Here is a 20,015-nt window from a genome sequence, read left to right as displayed (position 1 = left end):
GACACGCATGAGCGGCCATTCCAAGTGGGCGACAACCAAACACCAGAAGGCCGTCAAGGACGCGCGCCGAGGTAAAGAGTTCGCCAAGCTCATCAAGAACATCGAGGTCGCTGCACGCACCGGCGGTGGTGACCCCGGCGGCAACCCGACTCTGTACGACGCCATCCAGAAGGCCAAGAAGACCTCGGTCCCCAACGACAACATCGAGCGGGCGCGCAAGCGCGGTGCGGGCGAAGAAGCCGGCGGCGCCGACTGGCAGACCATCATGTACGAGGGCTACGGCCCCAACGGTGTCGCGGTGCTGATCGAGTGCCTGAGCGACAACCGCAACCGCGCCGCCGGTGAGGTCCGCGTCGCCATGACCCGCAACGGCGGCAACATGGCCGACCCCGGTTCGGTGTCCTACCTGTTCTCCCGCAAGGGCATCATCACCCTCGAGAAGAACGGCCAGACCGAGGACGACGTGCTGATGGCCGTCCTGGACGCCGGTGCCGAAGAGGTCAACGACCTTGGCGAGGCATTCGAAGTGATCTGCGAGCCGACCGACCTGGTCGCCGTGCGCACCGCACTGCAGGACGCCGGCATCGACTACGACTCAGCCGAGTCCGGTTTCCAGCCGTCGGTGTCGGTGACCGTCGATATTGAGGGCGCCCGCAAGGTGTTCAAGCTGGTCGACGCCCTCGAGGACAGTGACGACGTGCAGAACGTGTACACCAACGTCGACATCCCCGACGACGTCGCCGCACAGCTCGACGAGGAGTAGTCGGCCTTCGGCATGCCGGTAGTAAAGGATCCCGACGGGACGCAGTGGCGCGTGCGTCGGCGCTGGTGGCCGTATTCGGACACGCTCGACGCACTCGACTTCGCGTTGATGGATTGGTTGGCAGTCGCGCTGGCGCTGCCGTTCCTGCTGGTCTGGCCGTTCTGGCTGCTGGCCAAGCTGTTCGGGGCCCGCTGGTCGATCATCGTCGAACGCGAGGGCGTCCAGGCGCACCGTGAACTGGTCCGCTGGTGGGGAGCGTCCGAAGCGCGCATCGCCGAGCTGGCTCAGGAGATTCAGCAGGGCTCGCGGTCCGGGTACTTCCAGATCTGAGCGTGTCCCTGGCGCAACCTGTCGTCGCCGCCCGCTAAGCTATCGAACAGCTGTTCGGGATCTAGTGAGGAGTAGGCGTGCGGGTGATGGGCGTCGACCCCGGTCTGACGCGCTGTGGCCTCTCGATGGTCGAGGGAGGCACGGGGCGCAAGGTCACCGCGCTCGATGTCGACGTGGTGCGTACCCCGTCCGACGTCGAGCTGCACCGCCGACTGCTGACCATCAGCGACACCGTCGAGCACTGGATGGACACGCACCGCCCCGATGTCATCGCCATCGAGCGGGTGTTCGCCAACCAGAACGCCAACACCGCCATGGGCACCGCGCAGGCCGGCGGCGTCATCGCGCTGGCGGCCGCCCGGCGGGGGATCGACGTGCATTTCCACACGCCCAGTGAGGTGAAGGCCGCGGTCACCGGCAACGGTCGCGCGGACAAGGCGCAGGTCACCACCATGGTTACCAAAATCCTTGGGCTGCAACAGAAACCAACTCCAGCCGACGCCGCCGACGCCCTGGCCCTGGCCATCTGTCACTGCTGGCGGGCGCCGATGATCGCCCGGATGGCCGAGGCGGAGGCCAAGGCGGCCGAATTCAAGAAGCAGTACGCAGCGAAGGTGAAGGCGGCACGCGCATGATCGCATCGGTCCGTGGCGACGTCATCGACATCGCACTCGATCACGCGGTGATCGAGGCCGCCGGCGTCGGCTACAAGATCATGGCCACCCCGGCGACCCTGTCCACCCTGCGCCGCGGCACCGAGTCCCGACTGATCACCGCGATGATCGTGCGCGAGGATTCCCAGACGCTGTACGGCTTCGCCGACTCCGACGCCCGGGACCTGTTCAACGTACTGCTCGGGGTATCCGGCGTCGGTCCGAAGATCGCGCTGGCGACGTTGGCGGTCTACGACGCCCCGACGTTGCGGCAGGCGCTGGCCGATGGTGACGTCACGGCGCTGACCCGGGTGCCCGGCATCGGCAAGCGCGGCGCCGAGCGCATGGTCCTGGAACTGCGCGACAAGATCGGCGCGACGGCAGGTGCCGGCGTCGGTGTTGCCGGCGGGAATTCCATTCGCGGTCCGGTTGTGGAAGCCCTTATCGGACTTGGCTTTCCGGCCAAGCAGGCCGAAGAGGCCACCGACAAGGTGCTGGCCAACGATCCCGAAGCCAACACCGCGACCGCGTTGCGGTCGGCCCTGTCGATGTTGGGTAAGAAGTGAGCCGGTTCGAGGACGACGGCGTCGAACCCGACGAGCGCGACGTCTCACCCGCGCTGACCGTCGGTGAAGGCGACGTCGACGCCAGCCTGCGGCCCAAGTCGCTGCGTGAGTTCATCGGCCAGCCCCGGGTCCGGGAACAGCTGCAACTGGTGCTCGAAGGCGCCAAGAACCGCGGCGGCACGCCCGACCACATCCTGCTGTCCGGCCCGCCCGGTCTCGGCAAGACGTCGCTGGCGATGATCATCGCCGCCGAGCTGAGTTCGTCGCTACGCGTCACCTCGGGACCTGCCCTGGAACGTGCCGGCGACCTGGCCGCGATGCTCAGCAACCTGGTCGAGGGTGACGTCCTGTTCATCGACGAGATTCACCGCATCGCCCGGCCCGCCGAGGAGATGCTGTACCTCGCCATGGAGGACTTCCGGGTCGACGTGGTGGTCGGCAAGGGCCCCGGCGCGACGTCGATTCCCCTGGAGGTCGCGCCGTTCACCCTGGTCGGCGCGACGACCCGGTCGGGCGCGTTGACCGGCCCGCTGCGCGACCGGTTCGGTTTCACCGCGCACATGGACTTCTACGAACCGCCCGAGCTGGAGCGCGTGCTGGCCCGTTCGGCCGGCATCCTCGGCATCGAGCTCGGTGTGGAAGCCGGCGCCGAGGTGGCGCGGCGATCCCGCGGCACGCCCCGTATCGCCAACCGGCTGCTGCGCCGGGTCCGTGACTACGCCGAGGTCCGCGCGGACGGCGTCATCACCCGTGACGTCGCCAAGGCGGCGCTGGCGGTGTATGACGTCGACGAGCTCGGCCTGGATCGGCTGGACCGGGCCGTATTGACCGCTCTGACAAAGAGTTTCGGCGGCGGGCCGGTCGGCGTCTCGACATTGGCGGTCGCGGTCGGGGAGGAGGCCACCACCGTCGAGGAGGTGTGCGAGCCGTTCCTGGTGCGGGCGGGGATGATCGCGCGGACTCCGCGGGGGCGCGTGGCGACCCCGCAAGCGTGGACTCATCTGGGCCTGCAACCGCCGATAAACGGATTTGGTCAGTCCGGGCTGTTTGAATAGGACCCATGCTGACTGCAGGGTTGATCGTTGCCGGCCTGGCCGCGCTGTTGCACGTGTACATCTTCGTGATGGAGTCGCTCACCTGGACTTCGCCGCGGACCAGGGCCACCTTCGGCCTCACTGAGCAGCAGGCGGTGGACACCAAGGAGTTGGCCTTCAACCAGGGGTTCTACAACCTGTTCCTGGCCATCGTCACCGCCGTCGGTATCGCGGCAATCATCATGGGGTGCAAGGGAATCGGCCTGGCGCTGATCTTCGCGGGCATCGGGTCCATGGCCGCCGCGGCGCTGGTGCTGCTGCTGTCGTCCCCGGACAAGGCGCGGGCGGCCATCACCCAGGGCACCTTGCCGGTGCTCGGTATCGCCGCGTTGCTGATCGGATCCCTGGGGTGATCCGCCGCTGCGCGACAGTCGTTGTTGCTGTCGTGCTGGCGTTCACCGGTGGCGGCACGTCTGCTGCGGATCCCGGTCCTGACCCGGTGCAACTCGCCGACGGCCTGGTCGCCGACGAACAGGCCGTGCGCGATCCGGCGACGCCGGAACCCGCACTGATTGCTGCTGCGCACCGGCAACAGACGGCGTACCGCGAGATCGCCAGGCATCCGGAGTGGGATGCGGTCATCGCCCCGCGTATCCCGCCGACGCTGGCCGCGGCCTACGACCGCAACGTCGACGCCGGCCGCCAGCTGTTCGGCATGACGCCGCCGCGCGACGCCATCCCGCCGTGGACCATTCAGCCGCCGGCGCCCGCCGACGAACTGCTCGGCTACTACCGCGAGGCCGAGGCGGCCTCCGGGGTCGACTGGACCTACCTCGCGGCGATCAACCTGATCGAGTCGCGGTTCGGCCGGATCAACGGCGACAGCACGGCCGGGGCGCAGGGCCCCATGCAGTTCCTGCCGTCGACGTTCGCCGCGTACGGGTCCGGCGACATCCGCGCGCCCCGGGACTCGATCCTGGCGGCCGGTCGCTACCTGGCCGCCAACGGTTTCGCCGCCGATCACGACCGCGCCGTGCACCACTACAACCATTCCGGCGCCTATGTCCGCGCGGTCAACGATTACGCGGCGGTGCTGGCAGCCGATCCCGCCGCGTTCGCCGGCTACTACCAATGGCAGGTCTACTTCCGCACCACGTCGGGCGACGTGCTGCTGCCCGTCGGGTACCCCGCCACGCGCTAGTCCCATGCCCTGGTCCCTCGCCGAAACGGCATTCCAGCAGAGGAAGTGCGAGTAGTCGCCTGCTGGAATGCCGTTTCGGCGGGTCAGCGATTGCGCCGGTTGCGGGCACTGACGTCCGTGATGGCACACTGGTCAGTACCGCGGCACGGCGATCGGTTGGTCCGGCTCGCCTGCCTGTTCACAGAATCAACAGAACGAAAGATTTTCGCTGTCATGGATTTGGTTGTCTTCCTGCCGCTGCTCCTGGTCATGGGTGCGTTCATGTTCTTCGCATCGCGGCGTCAGCGGAAGCAGATGCAGGCCACCATCGACCTGCACAACTCGCTGAATGTCGGCGACCGCGTGCACACCACCTCCGGTCTGCTGGCCACCATCGCCCGGATCGACGACGACAACGTCGATCTGGAGATCGCGCCCGGCGTCGTCACCACCTGGATGAAGCTGGCCGTGCGCGACCGCATCGAGGCCACCGAGGACGCCGCTGAGGACTCGGAAGAATTGACTGCGGCGTCCGCCGAAGAGGGCGCGCCGAAGACCGAAGGCTGACATTCCCGCACCAGCACGTACCCTTTGCGGGGCTGACCGTACCGATCTCAAGGAGACCCTAGAACAGTGGCATCGTCTTCGGCGCCGGTGCACCCATACCGCTATTTGTCGTTGTTCCTGGCGCTGCTCGTCGGTGCCTATCTACTGGTGTTTCTCACCGGCGACAAGCAGGCCAAGCCCAAGCTGGGCATCGACTTGCAGGGCGGTACCCGGGTCACCCTGACTGCACGTACCCCTGACGGCTCGGCCCCGTCTCGCGAGGCGCTGATCCAGGCGCAGGAGATCATCGGTTCCCGCGTGAACGGTCTCGGTGTCTCCGGCTCCGAGGTTGTGATCGACGGTTCGAACCTGATCATCACCGTGCCCGGTCAGGACGGCAGCGAAGCCCGCAACCTTGGGCAGACCGCGCGGCTGTACATCCGGCCCGTCGTGCACGTCATCCCGGCTCAGGGTGCGCAGCCCGCGAAGCCCGCCGCGCCGGCGCCCGGAGCTCCCGGAGCTCCTGGTGCTCCCGGCCTGCCTCCGGGCATTCTGCCGATGCCCGGCGGTCCCGGCGGGATGCCGCCGCTGATCGCCCCGGCCGAGCCCGAGGCCCCGATCACCCCGCCGACGCCGGGCATGCCCGCGCACCCGGCATCCACTGCTCCGGCGCCCGCCCCGGCCCCGCAGCCGCGGCCGTTCCCCGAGGAGCCGACCCCGGCGCCGTCTGATAGCCCGACCCCTCCGGCACCCGCGCCCGCCGAACCCGGCGCACCCGCGCCCGCCGAACCCGGCACACCCGCGCCCGGCGCTCCGGCTCCTGGCGCTCCGGCTCCTGGTGCTCCGGCTCCAGGTGCGCCCGCACCGGGCGGGCCCGATGCGCACGGTCCCAAGGCCGAGCTGGCCCAGCGCATCGCCGACGAGAAGGCCCTGCGCCAGAGCACCCAGCCGCAGATCCAACTGCTGGCGCTGCAGTTCCAGGCCACCCGCTGCGATCAGCAGGACGTCCTGGCCGGCAACGACGATCCGAACCTGCCACTGGTGACCTGCTCCAAGGACCACAAAGAGGTCTACCTGCTGGACAAGTCGATCATCAGCGGCGATGAGATCAAGGACGCGTCGTCGGGCCTGAATCAGCAGCAGGGCGAGTACGTCGTCGACGTCACGTTCAAGGAGAAGGCCGCCGATGTCTGGGCGACTTTCACCGCCGCCAACATCGGCACCCAGACCGCCTTCGTACTCGACTCCCAGGTGGTCAGCGCGCCGGCCATCCAGGAAGCGATTCCGGGCGGACGCACGCAGATCACCGGCCACTTCAACGCCACCACGGCGAAGGACCTGGCCAACGTGCTGAAGTACGGCTCGCTGCCGCTGTCGTTCGAGTCGTCGGAGGCCCAAACCGTGTCGGCCACGCTCGGCTTGACATCGCTGAAGGCGGGCTTGATCGCCGGTGCGATCGGTCTTGCGCTCGTGCTGCTGTATTCGCTGATCTATTACCGCTTGCTCGGACTGCTTGTCGCCTTGTCGTTGATCGTCTCCGGCGCAATGGTTTTCGCGCTGCTGGTACTGCTGGGCAGATACATCAACTACACGCTGGACCTGGCAGGTGTCGCCGGCATCATCATCAGCATCGGCACAACTGCGGACTCGTTCGTGGTGCTATTCGAACGTATCAAGGACGAGATCCGCGAAGGCCGATCGTTCCGTTCGGCGGTGCCACGAGGTTGGACGCGGGCCCGCAAGACAATCCTGTCGGGCAACGCAGTCACGTTGTTGGCAGCCGTGGTGCTCTACATCCTGGCCGTCGGGCAGGTGAAGGGCTTCGCGTTCACCACCGGCCTGATGACCATCATCAACGTCGTCGTGGTGTTCCTGGTGACGTGGCCGCTGGTGTATCTGGCGTCGAAGTCCCGCACGATTGCCAAGCCGGCGTTCAACGGGTTGGGCGCGGTGCAGCGGATCGCACAGGAACGACGAGCCGCCTCATATGCGGCCACGGAACAGGGATAGGCAGATGGCTGCGAACGATTCCAATGACCTCGACACGACGAGCGTCATCGAACCGCCCGACATCGAGTCCGTCAGCGCGCCGAAGCACGGCTTCCTCACGCAGCTTTACACCGGCACCGGGGCGTTCAACATCATCGGCCGACGGAAGGTGTGGTTCACGGTCAGCGGTCTGATCCTCACGATCGGCATCGCCAGCATCATCATCCGCGGTTTCACGTTCGGCATCGACTTCATCGGTGGTACCCAGGTTTCGTTGCCGGCCGCCGGCGCACACGAAACAGCCACGGTGCAGGAGGTCGAGGGTGTCTTTACCAAGACATTGGGCAAGGCTCCTCAGTCGGTCCAGACCGTTGGCACGGGTGACTCGGCGACGGTGCAGATTCGGTCGACGACGCTGTCGAACGACGAAGTAGACAAGCTCCGCAGCGCGCTGTTCGACAAAATCCAGCCGAAGGGCAAAGACGGACAGCCGAGCAAGCTGGCGATCAGCGATTCCGGAGTGTCCGAGACGTGGGGTCAGCAGATCACCCACAAGGGCGTCATAGCGCTGGTGGTGTTCGTCATCTTGGCGGCGCTCTACGTCGCAGTACGATATGAGCCCTACATGGCGGCTGCGGCATCGGCCGCGATGTTCTACACGGTCGTCACCACCGCTGGCATTTACTCGCTTGTCGGATGGGAAGTAACCCCAGCAACCGTGATCGGGCTGCTGACGATTCTGGGATATTCCATCTACGACACTGTCGTTGTGTTCGACAAGGTGGAGGAGAACACCCACGGTTTCGAGCACACCACTAGACGCACATACGCCGAACAGGCCAACTTGGCGGTCAACCAGACATTTATGCGGTCCATCAACACGGGCCTGATCGCGATGCTGCCGATCGTCGCCTTGATGGTGATCGCAGTGTGGATGCTCGGTGTCGGGACGCTGAAGGACCTGGCCCTGGTCCAGCTGATTGGTATCTTCACCGGCCACTACGCGTCGATCTTCTTCGCCACCCCGCTGCTGGTGTCGATGCGCGAGCGCACCGACCTGGTGAAGAACCACACCCGCCGCGTGCTCAACCGTCGCAAGTCGTCGACCGAGCGCGGTACTTCCGGTGGCGATGAGGTGGCGGTCGGTGTAGTGGACGCACCGGCAAAGCCGGCGCCGGGGGCCAAGCCGTTGCGGCCCACCGGTAAGCCGTCGGGTAAGCGAAACAGCCGGGGCTAGCCCACCATGCCTGTGCGGTTCCGCGCATTGGCCGGTGCGGTGATGTTGGTGGCCGGTTTCGGCCTAACCGGTTGTGACAGTTCGGCTGACGCCGTCGACTACATCGTCGACGGCGCTCTGCCCACCTACAACACCGCGTCGGTCGTCGGCGCGGCATCCGGTGCGCCGCAGGCCTTTTCGCGGGTGCAGACGGGCTTCAACTTTCGCGGGCCCGACGGGCAGGTGGTCGCCGACCGTGACTTCGGCACCGTCTCTGTCGTCGGCCGCGCCCCGCTGACCCTCGACTACAAGATCAACGACAGCGCCGTGTACTCCGACGGCAAGCCCGTCACCTGCGACGACATGGTGCTGGCCTGGGCTGCGCAATCGGGTCAGTTCCCGGCGTTCGACGCGGCCAGCCGCGCCGGATACGCCGATCTCGCGGCCGTCGACTGCACCCCGGGCCAGAAGCGGGCCCGCGCCGTCTTTGTCCGTGACCGCGCGGTCACGGACTACGGGCAGTTGTTCGCCGCGACGTCGATGCTGCCGGCGCACGTGCTGGACGACGCCCTGGGCCTCGGCGACGGCGGAGTGGCGAAGGCGCTGCAAACCGGCGACGGACCGACCATCGACAAGATCGCCGAGGCCTGGAACACCACCTGGGATCTGAAACCCGATGTGGACCTCAAGCGGTTCCCGTCGGCCGGCCCGTACAAGCTGGCGTCGGTGGCCAAGGACGGCTCGATCACCTTGGCGGCCAACGACAAATGGTGGGGCGCCAAGCCGGTGATCGGCAAGATCACGGTGTCACCGCGCGGCGCCGACCTGGCGAGCCGGATCAAGTCGGGCAAGGCCGAGATCGTCGATGTCGCCGCTGGTGTGATCGGCAAGGACGATGTGCCGGCGAGTTACACCCGCAAGGACAGCGCGTCCGATGACATCCAGCAGTTGATCTTCGCGGCCCAGGGCGCGCTGGCCGATCCCGGTGCGCGCCGTGCCGTCGCGCTCTGCACGCCGCGGGACGCCATCGCCGCCGCGGTCGGGGTGCCGATCAGCAACGCCCGGCTGAACACCGCGTCCGACGATTCCCTGGCGGTGGCCGAAAACGTGGATGCGAGTGGACAATTCGCCGCCGCCGACGTGGACGGCGCGCGCGCTGCCATCAACGGCCAGCCCCTGACGGTGCGGATGGGGTATCGCGGCCCGGATGCCCGACTGGCGTCGGTGGTCGCCGCGATCACCAAGTCGTGCGCCGCTGCCGGCATCACCGTGCAGGAGGTGGCATCGCCGACGACGGGCGCACAAAGCCTGCGCGCCAACGACATTGACGTGTTGCTGTCCGGTGGCGGGGGAGCCGCGGGTAGCGGGTCCAGTGGTTCGTCGGTGGTGGATTCGTACGCCCTGCACAGCGGCAACGGCAACGACCTGTCGGGATATGCCAACGAGCGGGTCGACGGCGTCATCGCCGCCCTGGCGATCACCACCGACCCCAAGGAGCAGGCGCGCCTGCTCGATGAGGGGGCGACGGTGCTGTGGGGCGACGTGCCGACCCTGCCGCTGTACCGCCAGCAGCGGACCCTGCTGGTGACGAACGACATGACGTTGGTGCGCGCCAACCCCACACGGTGGGGTGCCGGCTGGAACATGGACCGTTGGGGGAGCAAGTGACTGACCTGAATGCCCTCTACGCCGAACTGGTCCGGGAGGTGCCGGATTTCCCGGAGCCCGGTATCCAGTTCAAGGATCTGACGCCGCTGCTGGCCGACGGCCGAGGACTGGCGGCCGTGACGGCAGCGCTGGCCGAGGTGGCTGACGGCGTGGATCTGGTGGCCGGTATCGACGCCCGCGGCTTCCTGCTGGGCGCCGCGGTCGCGACGCGGTTGGGTACCGGTGTCCTCGCGGTACGCAAGGGCGGGAAGTTGCCGCCGCCCGTGCACAGCCAGGCCTACGCGCTCGAGTACGGCACCGCCACGCTGGAGATTCCCGCCGATGGGATCGATCTGACCGGCCGGCGCGTTGTTGTCGTAGACGACGTGCTCGCCACCGGTGGAACGGTTGCTGCGACGGTCCGTCTGCTGCAGGCGGCAGGTGCGACGGTGACCGCCGCGGCGGTGGTGCTGGAGCTGAATGGCCTGGGTGGACGCGCTGTATTGGAACCGCTGCCGGTCACCAGCCTGTACGTGGTCTGAGGGGCTATTCTCGACAAACCAGGTGTAGGAGGTGTGCGGCGTTGGCTGACGACAAGGTGACGCAGGTTCAATCGGCGCCGCCCGAGCCGACGCCGGGGATGTCACTCGAAACGGGCAAGGGCACCGTCAGTGCGTCTCGCCGCGTACGTGCCCGGCTCGCGCGCCGGATGACCGCTCAGCGCAGCCTGGTCAACCCGGTCCTCGAGCCGTTGGTCGCGGTGCATCGGGAGTTCTATCCGAAGGCCGACCTGGCGATCCTGCAGCGTGCCTACGAGATTGCGGAGGAGCGGCACGCGCCGCAGCTGCGCAAGTCCGGCGACCCGTACATCACCCATCCGCTGGCCGTGGCCAACATCCTGGCCGAACTCGGCATGGACACCACGACGCTCGTCGCCGCGTTGCTGCACGACACCGTCGAGGACACCGGCTACACCCTGGAGGCGCTGACCGCCGAGTTCGGCACCGAGGTCGGCCACCTGGTCGACGGCGTCACCAAGCTGGACAAGGTCGTGCTCGGTTCGGCGGCCGAGGCCGAGACCATCCGCAAGATGATCATCGCCATGGCCCGCGATCCTCGCGTGCTGGTGATCAAGGTTGCCGACCGGCTGCACAACATGCGCACCATGCGGTTCCTGCCGCCCGAGAAGCAGGCCCGCAAGGCCCGCGAGACGCTGGAAGTCATTGCGCCGCTTGCTCATCGACTCGGTATGGCCACCGTCAAGTGGGAGCTGGAGGATCTGTCCTTCGCGATCCTGCACCCCAAGCGCTACGAGGAGATCGTGCGGCTGGTCGCTGACCGGGCGCCCTCGCGAGACACCTATTTGGCCAAAGTGCGTGCCGAGATCGCCAATTCGCTACTCGCCATGAAGATCAACGCGACGGTTGAGGGTCGGCCCAAGCACTACTGGTCCATCTATCAGAAGATGATCGTCAAGGGCCGCGACTTCGACGACATCCACGACCTGGTCGGTGTGCGCATTCTCTGCGATGAGATCCGGGACTGTTACGCCGCCGTCGGCGTCGTGCACTCGCTGTGGCAGCCGATGGCAGGACGGTTCAAGGACTACATCGCGCAGCCGCGGTTCGGCGTCTATCAGTCGTTGCACACGACGGTCGTCGGCCCCGAGGGTAAGCCGCTGGAGGTGCAGATCCGCACCACCGACATGCACCGCACCGCGGAATACGGCATCGCGGCGCACTGGCGGTACAAGGAAGCCAAGGGCCGCAACGGGTTACCGGCTGGCGGCCATGCCACCGAGATTGACGACATGGCGTGGATGCGCCAGCTGCTCGACTGGCAGCGAGAGGCCGCGGACCCGGGCGAGTTCCTGGAGTCGCTGCGTTACGACCTTGCCGTGCAGGAGATTTTCGTGTTCACGCCCAAGGGCGACGTGATCACGCTGCCGGCCGGTTCCACGCCGGTCGACTTCGCGTACGCCGTGCACACCGAGGTCGGGCACCGTTGCATCGGCGCCCGGGTCAACGGGCGCCTGGTGGCGCTGGAGCGCAAGCTCGAAAACGGCGAAGTGGTCGAGGTTTTCACCTCCAAGGCGCAGAACGCCGGACCGTCGCGGGACTGGCAGACGTTCGTGGTGTCACCGCGGGCGAAGGCCAAGATCCGGCAGTGGTTCGCCAAGGAACGTCGCGAAGAGGCGCTGGAGACCGGCAAGGACGCCATTGCCCGCGAGGTGCGCCGCAGCGGAATGCCGTTGCAGCGGTTGATGAACGCCGAACTGATGGCCACACTGGCCCGCGAGCTGCGCTACGCAGATGTCTCGGCGCTGTACACCGCCGTCGGCGAGGGCCACGTCTCGGCCCGGCACGTGGTGCAGCGGTTGGTGGCCACGCTCGGTGGTGACGACGAAGCTGCCGATGAGATCGCCGAACGGTCGACTCCGGCCACCATGCCGGTGCGGCGCCGCACGAATGACGATGTGGGCGTGGCAGTTCCGGGCGCGCCCGGCGTGCTGTGCAAACTGGCGAAGTGCTGCACGCCGGTGCCCGGCGACAACATCATGGGCTTCGTCACCCGTGGTGGTGGCGTCAGCGTGCACCGTACCGACTGCACCAACGCCACGTCGCTGCAGGAGCAGGCCGAGCGCATCATCGACGTGAAGTGGGCGCCGTCGCCGTCGTCGGTGTTCCTGGTGGCCATCCAGGTCGAGGCGCTGGACCGTCACCGTCTGTTGTCCGATGTCACGCGGGTGCTGGCCGACGAGAAGGTCAATATCCTGTCGGCGTCGGTCACCACGTCCAACGATCGAGTTGCGATCAGCCGCTTCACTTTTGAAATGGGCGACCCGAAGCACCTCGGTCATGTGCTGAACGTCGTGCGCAACGTCGAGGGCGTGTATGACGTGTATCGCGTGACTTCGGCCGCGTAGCACGCGTTTCTGCTGCAACTCGTGGTTTGAGCAAACTCGTACTCAACGCTGCGCAAGATTGGTGCAGGACTGTGGTTGGTGGTGCGGGTAATCTCAGATGCGGGACTGTCCAGAAGTGGGGGTGGACGCGTTGAGCGGTGAATTGAAGATCGACCTGGAGACCATGTCGTGGTCGGCGGGCACGGTGCAGCCGGCTGAGAGTGCGAGTATCCCGGCGGGCGCTGACCCGGTCAGCCTGATGCTCTCGTCGTACATCCCAGGGTTGGTTGATGGTGCGAACGCAAAGGTCGCGGCTGCGCAGGCGGAAGATCATGCGTTTGCGGGCAAGGTCTCGTCGGCTCGGGGTGCCTACCAGAGCGGGGACGACGCGGGCGCGCAGGCGATCCAGAAGGCTGACGGAAGTCTGAATCCGGCATCTGCGGCGGGGAAGTCCGGCGGCGGCGCTGACGGCGGCATGGGCCAGTTCGGCCAGATGATGGGCATGGCGATGCAGGCCTTCCAGGCTCCGGCGCAGGCGATGCAGGCACTCGGTTCGGTGCCGCAGACCGCGATGCAGGCGGCCCAGCAGATTGGGCAGCAGGTCCAGCAGCTGGCGGGCCAGGCCGGTAAAGACGGCGGCAAGCCGGGCGAGGCTGGCGCTGGCGGAGTCGGTGGGGCCGCTGGCCAACAGGTCAAGCCAGAGGACCGTAAGCCGGGCGAGGAAAAGGCCCGCGAGGACAAACGGGACGAGAAGCCCGAGGAAAAGAAGGATCGCGAGGCTGAGGGAAAGCATGCCGCGGCCGGACCGAGCAGTGGCCCGACTGCGCCGGTTCCGCCGTCGTCGCATGCTCCGCGGCCGGGGCGTCACGCCGCAAATCCTGCAGTTGATGTGTAATTTTCGGTTTTGACTGTTTTGCGTTGTGAGTTTTTGAGGGAGGGCGATCTGTGACGCAACCGCCGACGTGGGGTGCGCCCCCGCCGCAGCAGCCGGGTAGTTGGCCGGGCCAGCCGGCGCCAGGTCAGCCTGGTCCGGGTGGGCAGTGGGGTCCGCAGCAGCCGTGGCCGGCTCCGGTTCCGCCGAAAAAGGGCGGCGCCGCTAAGTGGGCTATCGGGGCGGTGTCATTGGTCGCGGTGATTGCGGTGACGGCCACAGTCGCGGTGTCATGCACGAAGAACACTGGCGACAGCAACGGTAGTGGTGGCGGAGGCAGCAACACTTCAGCCGCGCCGTCCGATGTCGCGAGCGCTAACGACAAAGGTCCCGTGGGCATCATCACTGAGGATCCGTCGTGTGCACCGTGGGGGCCGATCAATAGCACCTTGTATGACGTCGAGAACAAGGGGTGGCTGCAACGGGACCCAGCTGCACCGAGTGCTTCTTGGACTCCTGAGGTTCGGTCTCAATTCGAGGCGGTTGGCAAGGCGATGCGCAATGCAGCCGATCAGGCCGTACCACTGGCAAAGATGACCACGCACCGAGTAATGCGTGAACTGTACGGTCAATTTATTGCATACTCGCGCGCATATGCGGACAGCATTGGCAGCTACACGCCGATTGACGACAATTTGGCGGACGCCGGATCGACAGCTTCAGCAGTGATTACATATGTTTGTACGGCGGTGGCATCGGGTTCGGCTGCGGCTCGCGCATCCTTGGCACCTCCGCAGGATCCGCCCTCATCGGTTGCGCCTATTGGTGACCTGACTAATCCGCAGCGGATGTTCGCGACTCCCGACACCGTATGCAAGGACTTGAGTCCGACAATCGATCAGTTATTGCAGAATCCAGATTTCAAGAACTGGTTGAAAACAGACCCGAAGATACCGGTGAGCAACTGGTCCCCAGAACAGCAATCTCTCACAACTATTGTCGTGCCAGTGATGAGTTCTACCGCAGATGCACTGGAGAGATTGGCGCGACAGACCTCTAACCCGATCGTTCAAGATTTTCTCTTGCTGGGAGTCCAGTATAGGCGGACATACATCCAGGCTTTGTCAACATATCAGCCCAATGACGACAGCATCTATGCTGCGGGCCAATACGCACCCGGCGTCATGCTTGGAGCGTGCAAATATGCGGCTGGTCGATGAAGGAAATTAGCATGGTAGGTCGCGATTGTCCCAGATTTGTTGAGGATGATCCGTCATCGTGAATGCGATAATTCCGTGAACCTTATCGGCTTTGGCGGAAGGTTAATGTGCGATGCCAAAGATTGAGCGCTATCCGGGTGATGAAACGAGTAAGCCGGATGGACCTGCCAGCAAGGGCTATTACGGTAGGCAGACTGTCGTCGGTGCTGCGTTTCCGGATGTCGATGAGACGGTGCTCAACGACATCGGTAATGGGCTTATGGCGTTGGGTGATCATCTCGATGGCGAGCTGATTCCGCATCACGCACATCAGCGGATGGAATTGGCTGACTGGCAAGGCGAGGCTGGCCGGCTTGCGACGGCGTCGGCTACCGGCGTCCTCGGGTCGTATGGGGATGCATGTGCCGCTGTGTACACGGCTGCGCGAAAGATATTCCGCGCCGAATCTGCTGTTGTACAGACGAAATATGAGGTCAATAAGACTGCAGAGATCATTGAATATGTATGTCGGGCATTTGAAGATGCATCGACCAAAATGTTCGCGGCTGGTCAGGCTGCTGCGCATAATGGTGACAATGCAGGTGCCAACGTATTTTATAATTCGGCGGCGACATTTACGAAGCTGATTCATACAATGATCGCCGCGGGCCTAGCAGAAAATACCGCCGCTGTGGCGGCGTGTGCGACGGGACTGGCGAATGAACTGGGTGTCCCGCCCAGCACCCCGGGCGCTGACGGACACATGCCGTCAGCTCTGCCTTCTCCCCAAAATCCTGGCCTTCCAGGTCCGGTTACCACCACTCCGGGGGCGACGCCCGGAGGCGGGGGTGGCCGAGTTGGTGGTTCAGGAGGTACGACCGGGGCCGTCAGTCCACAGACTCCTATCCACCAGGAGGCAGCTGGTTCGGGTGACGAACGGGTCGGGACCTCCGGTAGTACCAACGGTGTTGTAAACCCGCCCACTGCTGAGGCGAATAAAGGCAACTCAGGTAAGGAGCAAGTGGGCGGAGCCGGCGGAACGAAAGGGGCCGTTGATGCAGCGACGCTTCCCCAGAAGCCTGTGGTGCCAGCAGCCGCTGAAACAGCACCAGCCGGTGCGCCGATGCCCTCGGGCGGCGCCAATATGGTGACGTCGCCAGCAGGTTCGCGCCCGACTTCGCCAGGGACTACGTCGACCAGTGCGCCCTCGGCATCGTCATCCGCAAGCTCAGCCTCAGGCAGTCCGTCAGGATCCCCGACCGGCCAGGGCACTGGACAAGGCACAGGCCAGCAAGGTACCGGCCAGCAGGGTCAGGGACAGCAGACTCCGAAGAACCCGTTCGGCCAGCTTCCGACGCAGCCACTGGCCGCCGCGGCGACTGCCGCGTCACTCGCGACTCCCGAACCGGCCGCGCAAACAGGCGCAGCGTCGGGAACCTCGGCCGCGGCCGGAGCCGCTACAGGTGCTGGCGGCGGCGGAGCAGCGCCAGTGTCACAAGCGTCGGCTAGTACCGCGGCCGCACCACCAGGCACACCGGCTGGCGCGGCACCAGCCGCGCCGCTGGGTCCGGCTCCGACGCCGTCCCCAGCCGCGCCCGTAGCGCAACCGGGCGCGGGTGCCGGTGGTCCGGGTGGCCCAGGTGTCGCGCCGATGTCGGCCAACCAGCAGCAGAACGCCGCAGCGGCAGCGCCGATCCCGGTGACGGCGGCGCGGGCCGAGCGCGATGCGATGGCCGCCGCGGCTCGGGCCGGTCTGGTGCGCAAGTCGGCAGGTGACGCGGATGTGCAGTTCGCCGAGCGGATCGCGGCGGCGCTGCACGCTCCGCCATCGATCCCGCCGATGGCGTGGAACTTCGTGTGGGCGGTCGGCGTGACGACCAACGGCGAGATCATCGCCGCGAATTCCTATGGGGTGTCGTTCATTCCGGACGGGATGTGCCTACCATCGCAGGTCATTTTCGTCAGCGCTGACGAGAATGTCCCCGCGGGTCAGCGTGGCCGCTGGGTTCGTGAGCCGTTCGTCGCCCTCCAGGCGTGGTGCACGTTCTACGAGAAGACGCTGAAGGTGGTCATCGGCACGGAGCAGGAAGTGCAGCCGTTCACCGGCAGCTTGCAGACGAAAGTCATTCCGCCGGAAGATATTCCGACTGACGGGCTGATGAAGGGCCGCACGCGTCTGGAGATCATCGCGCCCGAGGCGGCAGCAAAGCTGGCCGAATGGCCGGACGCTCAGCTGCACGAAGCGTTGCCGCCGCAGCCTGTTCAGCTGGTACCGCCGGATCCGGCGGCCATCGGCAAGGCGTGGATGGAATCGATCCGGCCGTTGATGCAGACGACGGGCGAGACCTACCGGACGGCGCACCTGGAGAAGCTGGCCGCCTATGGCCGGCTGCAGGAGTCCGCGGCGCTGTACCGGGCGTACACCGCGCCGTACGCGGCAGACCTGCGGGCAGCGATCACCGATTGGGTGTGGTGGCAACAGTTCTCGACGATTCAGGGCGACGCCCAGCTCGTGGAACTGGGCGCGTAGGCACCTACATACCCTTGGGCAGCATCGCCAGCTGGCGGCTCTGCACGACGACCTGACCGGTGGAGTCGAGGATGACGTGGTCTTCCTCGAACCAGGTCTCGCCGACCACCGTCGAGCTGGCCTGCACCCGCAGCCAGCCCGGCGCCGGCCGCCGTCGCACGTAGGTGGTGAGCTGCACGGTCGGCGTCCAGCCGAAATACCCCTGATTCATCGTGACCGGGGGAGTGATGTCGCCCGCCATCAACGCGAACAGCAGCGCAGTGTCGGGATTGGCCTCGTCATCGGCGAAGGGCCGCAGCCACATTCGGTTGACGGGGTCGCCCTCTTCGCCGGAGAGGAACGGCGTCGCGGCGTCGAGCAGGAACTCGCAGCCCTGCGCCACATGTACGAGCTCACCCACCGCGTTACCCGCGCTCACCGGCACGGCATCCGCGGGCGGTTCGACGGGCAGATACGACACCGCGAGCGATTCCTGGTAGCGCGGCGGCTTGGCATCGAGCGGTCCGAGGGTGACGGCACAACTGACCGCCGCGCGCCCGTCCTGCGACAGCTGGACGTCGACGAGGGCGACCTGGCGCCCGTGCTTGCGGACCGTCGTCGTCAGCTGTACCTCGCCGGGGTCAGGTGCATTCAAGTAATTGGCGGTCACGGCGACCGGCGCCAGTTCGGACTCGGACCCGATGGCCTGCTGCGCGGCCGCGGCGCACACCGCCATCATGCAGCCCCCATGCACCTTCGGGCCGATGGTCCATACAGGGTCGATGGTGGCGGTGAAGATGCCATCGCCCACCGCGGTGACGGTGGTGAGGTCGGTGAACGGGCGCGCAGTCATTTCATCTCCAACGGTGACGTTGTGGTTGCTGATTCCGGAACAGGCAAAGATCGCTACCGGTTGGCCCGGATCTCGATATCACCTGCGGAAACAGTGGCAGCATTTGGATCATCGGTGACGATCACGCCAACCCGGTTTCCGGATTCGCGGTCGACGAAGCACAGTGGGCCCCGGCCGCCGTTCTGCAGATGTTTGTCGCCCCACTGGCTCATCGCGAGGTATACCGGCAGCAGGTCTTCACCGGCCTCGGTCAGCCGGTACTCGTCCCGGACGCGCTTGCCGGGCTCCTGGTAGGGCACCCGGACCATCAGTTGCGCAGCTTCCAACTGCTTGAGGGCGCGGGACACCGCGGGCGCCGACGTCCCGATCCGGTCGACGAAGTCTTCGAATCGTGTTGTGCCGAAAAGGCTTTCGCGGACCGCGAGGAACACCGTCTTGGTGCTGAGCAGGTCCAGCAGCTTGGCCACCGAGCAGCCATCGCCGATCGTCCACTGGCGGTCGCGCAGTCGTTCTTCGAACTCCATCACACCCTCTTTTGGATAACGCTTGCGTTACTCAGATATCCGTGCTTCCATCTTAGTAACGACTTCGTTATTCAGCAAGGGAGAGTGGTCAAGATGGTCGCAGTGGCAGGCAAAGTAGTTGTGGTGACCGGCGGTCGACGGGGTCTGGGCGCCGCCCTGGTCGACGAACTGCTGGCCAGGGGAGCGCGCAAGGTCTACTCGACGGGCCGGTCGTCGTTCACCGACGAGCGGCCTGAGGTGGTCCCCGTCGAACTCGAAGTGCGTTCGGAGGCGTCGGTCTCCGCGTTCGCGGAGATCGCATCGGACGCCGAGATCGTGTTCAACAACGCGGGCATCCTGTTGCCCGGCTCGCTGCTGACCGGTGGCTTCGACGATATCGAGGCCACGTTCGACATCAACGTGTTCGGGCCGCTGCGGGTGGCACGGGCCTTCGCGCCGATCCTGGCGGCCAACGGTGGCGGCGCCCTGGTCAACATGCACTCGGTGCTGTCGTGGGTGGCGGGTAGCGCGGCATACGGCGCCTCCAAGGCTGCGATCTGGTCGGTCACCAACTCGCTGCGTGGTGAGCTCGCCGCCCAAGGCACGCAGGTGGTCGGCGTGCACGCCGGGTTGATCGAGACCGACATGGTCGCAGACATTCCCGGTCCCAAGACCACGGCCGTGGACATCGCGAAGAGTATTGTCGACGGACTGGAATCCGGCGCGGTCGAAGTCTTGGCCGATGACGTTTCGGTGGGCGTCAAGTCGGCGTTGTCGGGCCCGGTCGAGAACCTGACCTTCGCGATGGCAGTCTGAAAAACCATGCCGCTGTGGACCATTCACCACACACCGGACTTCTTCACCGCCGAGGACAAGCGCGAGCTGGCGTCCCGCATCACCGATCACTACGAGAAGGCCGGGCTGCCGCGGTTCTACGTCGTCGTGATCTTCAATGAAACCCGTTCGGGCGACCTGTATGTCGGCGGTGAGCAGACCGACGTCGGGCTGCGGGTGGTCATCGACCACATCGCCCGGCGGGCCGCGGACAGAGAGCATCGCCACCGGATTGCCCACTGGATCAAGGCGATCCTCAGCCCGTACTTGGAAGCGCATGACAACCCGCACTGGGAGTTCCACGTCGACGAGACGAGCGAGGACCTCTGGATGATCAACGGATTGATCCCGCCGCCCATGGGCTCCGACGCCGAAAAGCGTTGGTTCGCAGAGAACGCGGTTTCTGCGTACTGATCA

The 20,015-nt window shown here is 66.0% G+C and carries 21 protein-coding genes and 1 pseudogene; 19 read left to right on the top strand and 3 right to left on the bottom strand.

Features of this window, described 5'->3' with window-relative positions; all coding sequences use genetic code 11:
* Window positions 1–7: 7 nt before the first annotated feature.
* The 16 genes and pseudogenes from ACNO8X_RS18200 to ACNO8X_RS18125 all read left to right on the top strand — a co-directional run bounded on the left by ACNO8X_RS18200 (window position 8) and on the right by ACNO8X_RS18125 (window position 14,920).
* Window positions 8–763: a YebC/PmpR family DNA-binding transcriptional regulator gene (locus ACNO8X_RS18200; protein ID WP_043399196.1), complete on the top strand. Its 756-nt coding sequence runs from the start codon at window positions 8–10 to the stop codon at window positions 761–763.
* A 12-nt stretch (window positions 764–775) separates the two neighbouring features.
* On the top strand, window positions 776–1,093 hold the full coding sequence (locus ACNO8X_RS18195) for a hypothetical protein (protein WP_418002136.1): 318 nt from the start codon (window positions 776–778) through the stop codon (window positions 1,091–1,093).
* A 77-nt stretch (window positions 1,094–1,170) separates the two neighbouring features.
* A complete protein-coding gene (gene ruvC, locus ACNO8X_RS18190) occupies window positions 1,171–1,728 on the top strand; it encodes a crossover junction endodeoxyribonuclease RuvC (RefSeq protein WP_043399186.1) in 558 nt (185 codons plus the stop codon).
* A complete protein-coding gene (ruvA, locus tag ACNO8X_RS18185; RefSeq protein ID WP_418002135.1) occupies window positions 1,725–2,312 on the top strand; it encodes a Holliday junction branch migration protein RuvA in 588 nt (195 codons plus the stop codon). The genes ruvC and ruvA overlap by 4 nt, the downstream gene beginning before the upstream one ends.
* Entirely contained in the window at window positions 2,309–3,367 is a 1,059-nt protein-coding gene (gene ruvB / locus ACNO8X_RS18180) for a Holliday junction branch migration DNA helicase RuvB (RefSeq protein ID WP_418002134.1), read from the top strand. The genes ruvA and ruvB overlap by 4 nt, the downstream gene beginning before the upstream one ends.
* 5 nt (window positions 3,368–3,372) lie before the next feature.
* A complete protein-coding gene (locus ACNO8X_RS18175) occupies window positions 3,373–3,759 on the top strand; it encodes a DUF1304 domain-containing protein (protein WP_260939240.1) in 387 nt (128 codons plus the stop codon).
* 32 nt (window positions 3,760–3,791) lie between these two features.
* Window positions 3,792–4,547 (top strand): transglycosylase SLT domain-containing protein, encoded by a 756-nt coding sequence (locus ACNO8X_RS18170; protein ID WP_418005950.1) that lies wholly within the window; start codon window positions 3,792–3,794, stop codon window positions 4,545–4,547.
* A 213-nt stretch (window positions 4,548–4,760) separates the two neighbouring features.
* The gene (yajC, locus tag ACNO8X_RS18165) at window positions 4,761–5,093 is read left to right on the top strand and encodes a preprotein translocase subunit YajC (RefSeq protein ID WP_418002133.1); all 333 of its coding nucleotides are present in this window, start codon (window positions 4,761–4,763) and stop codon (window positions 5,091–5,093) included.
* Window positions 5,094–5,159: 66 nt separating this feature from the next.
* A complete protein-coding gene (gene secD, locus ACNO8X_RS18160; protein ID WP_418002132.1) occupies window positions 5,160–7,082 on the top strand; it encodes a protein translocase subunit SecD in 1,923 nt (640 codons plus the stop codon).
* A 4-nt stretch (window positions 7,083–7,086) separates the two neighbouring features.
* Window positions 7,087–8,298, top strand: coding sequence for a protein translocase subunit SecF (gene secF / locus ACNO8X_RS18155; protein WP_418002131.1), 1,212 nt, complete (start codon window positions 7,087–7,089; stop codon window positions 8,296–8,298).
* A gap of 6 nt (window positions 8,299–8,304) precedes the next feature.
* Window positions 8,305–9,945, top strand: coding sequence for an ABC transporter substrate-binding protein (locus tag ACNO8X_RS18150; protein WP_418002130.1), 1,641 nt, complete (start codon window positions 8,305–8,307; stop codon window positions 9,943–9,945).
* A complete protein-coding gene (locus tag ACNO8X_RS18145) occupies window positions 9,942–10,466 on the top strand; it encodes an adenine phosphoribosyltransferase (RefSeq protein ID WP_418002129.1) in 525 nt (174 codons plus the stop codon). Before ACNO8X_RS18150 ends, ACNO8X_RS18145 begins: the two co-directional genes overlap by 4 nt.
* Before the next feature lie 41 nt (window positions 10,467–10,507).
* The gene (locus tag ACNO8X_RS18140; RefSeq protein WP_418002128.1) at window positions 10,508–12,850 is read left to right on the top strand and encodes a RelA/SpoT family protein; all 2,343 of its coding nucleotides are present in this window, start codon (window positions 10,508–10,510) and stop codon (window positions 12,848–12,850) included.
* A 121-nt stretch (window positions 12,851–12,971) separates the two neighbouring features.
* Entirely contained in the window at window positions 12,972–13,724 is a 753-nt protein-coding gene (locus tag ACNO8X_RS18135) for a hypothetical protein (RefSeq protein WP_418002127.1), read from the top strand.
* A 50-nt stretch (window positions 13,725–13,774) separates the two neighbouring features.
* Window positions 13,775–13,999: pseudogene (locus ACNO8X_RS18130) on the top strand (hypothetical protein); the annotation flags it as partial.
* 93 nt (window positions 14,000–14,092) lie between these two features.
* The gene (locus ACNO8X_RS18125; protein ID WP_418006073.1) at window positions 14,093–14,920 is read left to right on the top strand and encodes a hypothetical protein; all 828 of its coding nucleotides are present in this window, start codon (window positions 14,093–14,095) and stop codon (window positions 14,918–14,920) included.
* Between the two features lie 82 nt (window positions 14,921–15,002).
* On the opposite strand, the gene ACNO8X_RS18120 is transcribed toward ACNO8X_RS18125, so the two are convergent.
* Window positions 15,003–15,485: a hypothetical protein gene (locus ACNO8X_RS18120; protein ID WP_418002126.1), complete on the bottom strand. Its 483-nt coding sequence runs from the start codon at window positions 15,483–15,485 to the stop codon at window positions 15,003–15,005.
* Window positions 15,486–16,550: 1,065 nt separating this feature from the next.
* On the opposite strand from ACNO8X_RS18120, the gene ACNO8X_RS18115 reads away from it, so the two are divergent.
* Window positions 16,551–17,429, top strand: a complete 879-nt coding sequence (locus ACNO8X_RS18115) for a secretion protein EccK (RefSeq protein ID WP_418002125.1) — start codon at window positions 16,551–16,553, stop codon at window positions 17,427–17,429.
* Window positions 17,430–17,433: 4 nt separating this feature from the next.
* On the opposite strand, the gene ACNO8X_RS18110 is transcribed toward ACNO8X_RS18115, so the two are convergent.
* Complete coding sequence (locus tag ACNO8X_RS18110) at window positions 17,434–18,261, bottom strand: thioesterase family protein (protein WP_418002124.1); 828 nt, start codon at window positions 18,259–18,261, stop codon at window positions 17,434–17,436.
* Window positions 18,262–18,314: 53 nt separating this feature from the next.
* Window positions 18,315–18,785: a winged helix-turn-helix transcriptional regulator gene (locus tag ACNO8X_RS18105; RefSeq protein WP_418002123.1), complete on the bottom strand. Its 471-nt coding sequence runs from the start codon at window positions 18,783–18,785 to the stop codon at window positions 18,315–18,317.
* A 93-nt stretch (window positions 18,786–18,878) separates the two neighbouring features.
* On the opposite strand from ACNO8X_RS18105, the gene ACNO8X_RS18100 reads away from it, so the two are divergent.
* Together ACNO8X_RS18100 and ACNO8X_RS18095 are read left to right on the top strand one after the other, a co-directional pair.
* Window positions 18,879–19,580 carry an SDR family oxidoreductase gene (locus ACNO8X_RS18100; protein ID WP_418002122.1) on the top strand — a complete coding sequence of 234 codons (702 nt, stop codon included), beginning with the start codon at window positions 18,879–18,881 and terminating at the stop codon, window positions 19,578–19,580.
* Between the two features lie 6 nt (window positions 19,581–19,586).
* Entirely contained in the window at window positions 19,587–20,012 is a 426-nt protein-coding gene (locus ACNO8X_RS18095) for a tautomerase family protein (RefSeq protein ID WP_418002121.1), read from the top strand.
* Window positions 20,013–20,015: the final 3 nt, after the last annotated feature.

Source organism: Mycobacterium sp. PDNC021 (assembly GCF_048282635.1).
Classification (GTDB): Bacteria; Actinomycetota; Actinomycetes; order Mycobacteriales; family Mycobacteriaceae; genus Mycobacterium; species Mycobacterium llatzerense.
Note: the sequence above shows the minus strand (reverse complement) of the source record. Positions and strands in the feature narration are given on the sequence as shown.

Coding starts and splice junctions, on each gene's coding strand:
- ACNO8X_RS18110 (WP_418002124.1), bottom strand. CDS start 18,261: ATGACTGCGCGCCCGTTCACCGACCTCACCACCGTCACCGCGGTGGGC.
- ACNO8X_RS18120 (WP_418002126.1), bottom strand. CDS start 15,485: ATGCGCAGCAGCCTGACCAGCCGCGAACATTTTGGTCGATGCATCTTC.
- ACNO8X_RS18095 (WP_418002121.1), top strand. CDS start 19,587: ATGCCGCTGTGGACCATTCACCACACACCGGACTTCTTCACCGCCGAG.
- ACNO8X_RS18175 (WP_260939240.1), top strand. CDS start 3,373: ATGCTGACTGCAGGGTTGATCGTTGCCGGCCTGGCCGCGCTGTTGCAC.
- ACNO8X_RS18195 (WP_418002136.1), top strand. CDS start 776: ATGCCGGTAGTAAAGGATCCCGACGGGACGCAGTGGCGCGTGCGTCGG.
- ruvA (WP_418002135.1), top strand. CDS start 1,725: ATGATCGCATCGGTCCGTGGCGACGTCATCGACATCGCACTCGATCAC.
- ACNO8X_RS18150 (WP_418002130.1), top strand. CDS start 8,305: ATGCCTGTGCGGTTCCGCGCATTGGCCGGTGCGGTGATGTTGGTGGCC.
- secF (WP_418002131.1), top strand. CDS start 7,087: ATGGCTGCGAACGATTCCAATGACCTCGACACGACGAGCGTCATCGAA.
- ACNO8X_RS18100 (WP_418002122.1), top strand. CDS start 18,879: ATGGTCGCAGTGGCAGGCAAAGTAGTTGTGGTGACCGGCGGTCGACGG.
- ACNO8X_RS18115 (WP_418002125.1), top strand. CDS start 16,551: ATGTCGGCCAACCAGCAGCAGAACGCCGCAGCGGCAGCGCCGATCCCG.
- ACNO8X_RS18200 (WP_043399196.1), top strand. CDS start 8: ATGAGCGGCCATTCCAAGTGGGCGACAACCAAACACCAGAAGGCCGTC.
- ACNO8X_RS18105 (WP_418002123.1), bottom strand. CDS start 18,785: ATGGAGTTCGAAGAACGACTGCGCGACCGCCAGTGGACGATCGGCGAT.
- yajC (WP_418002133.1), top strand. CDS start 4,761: ATGGATTTGGTTGTCTTCCTGCCGCTGCTCCTGGTCATGGGTGCGTTC.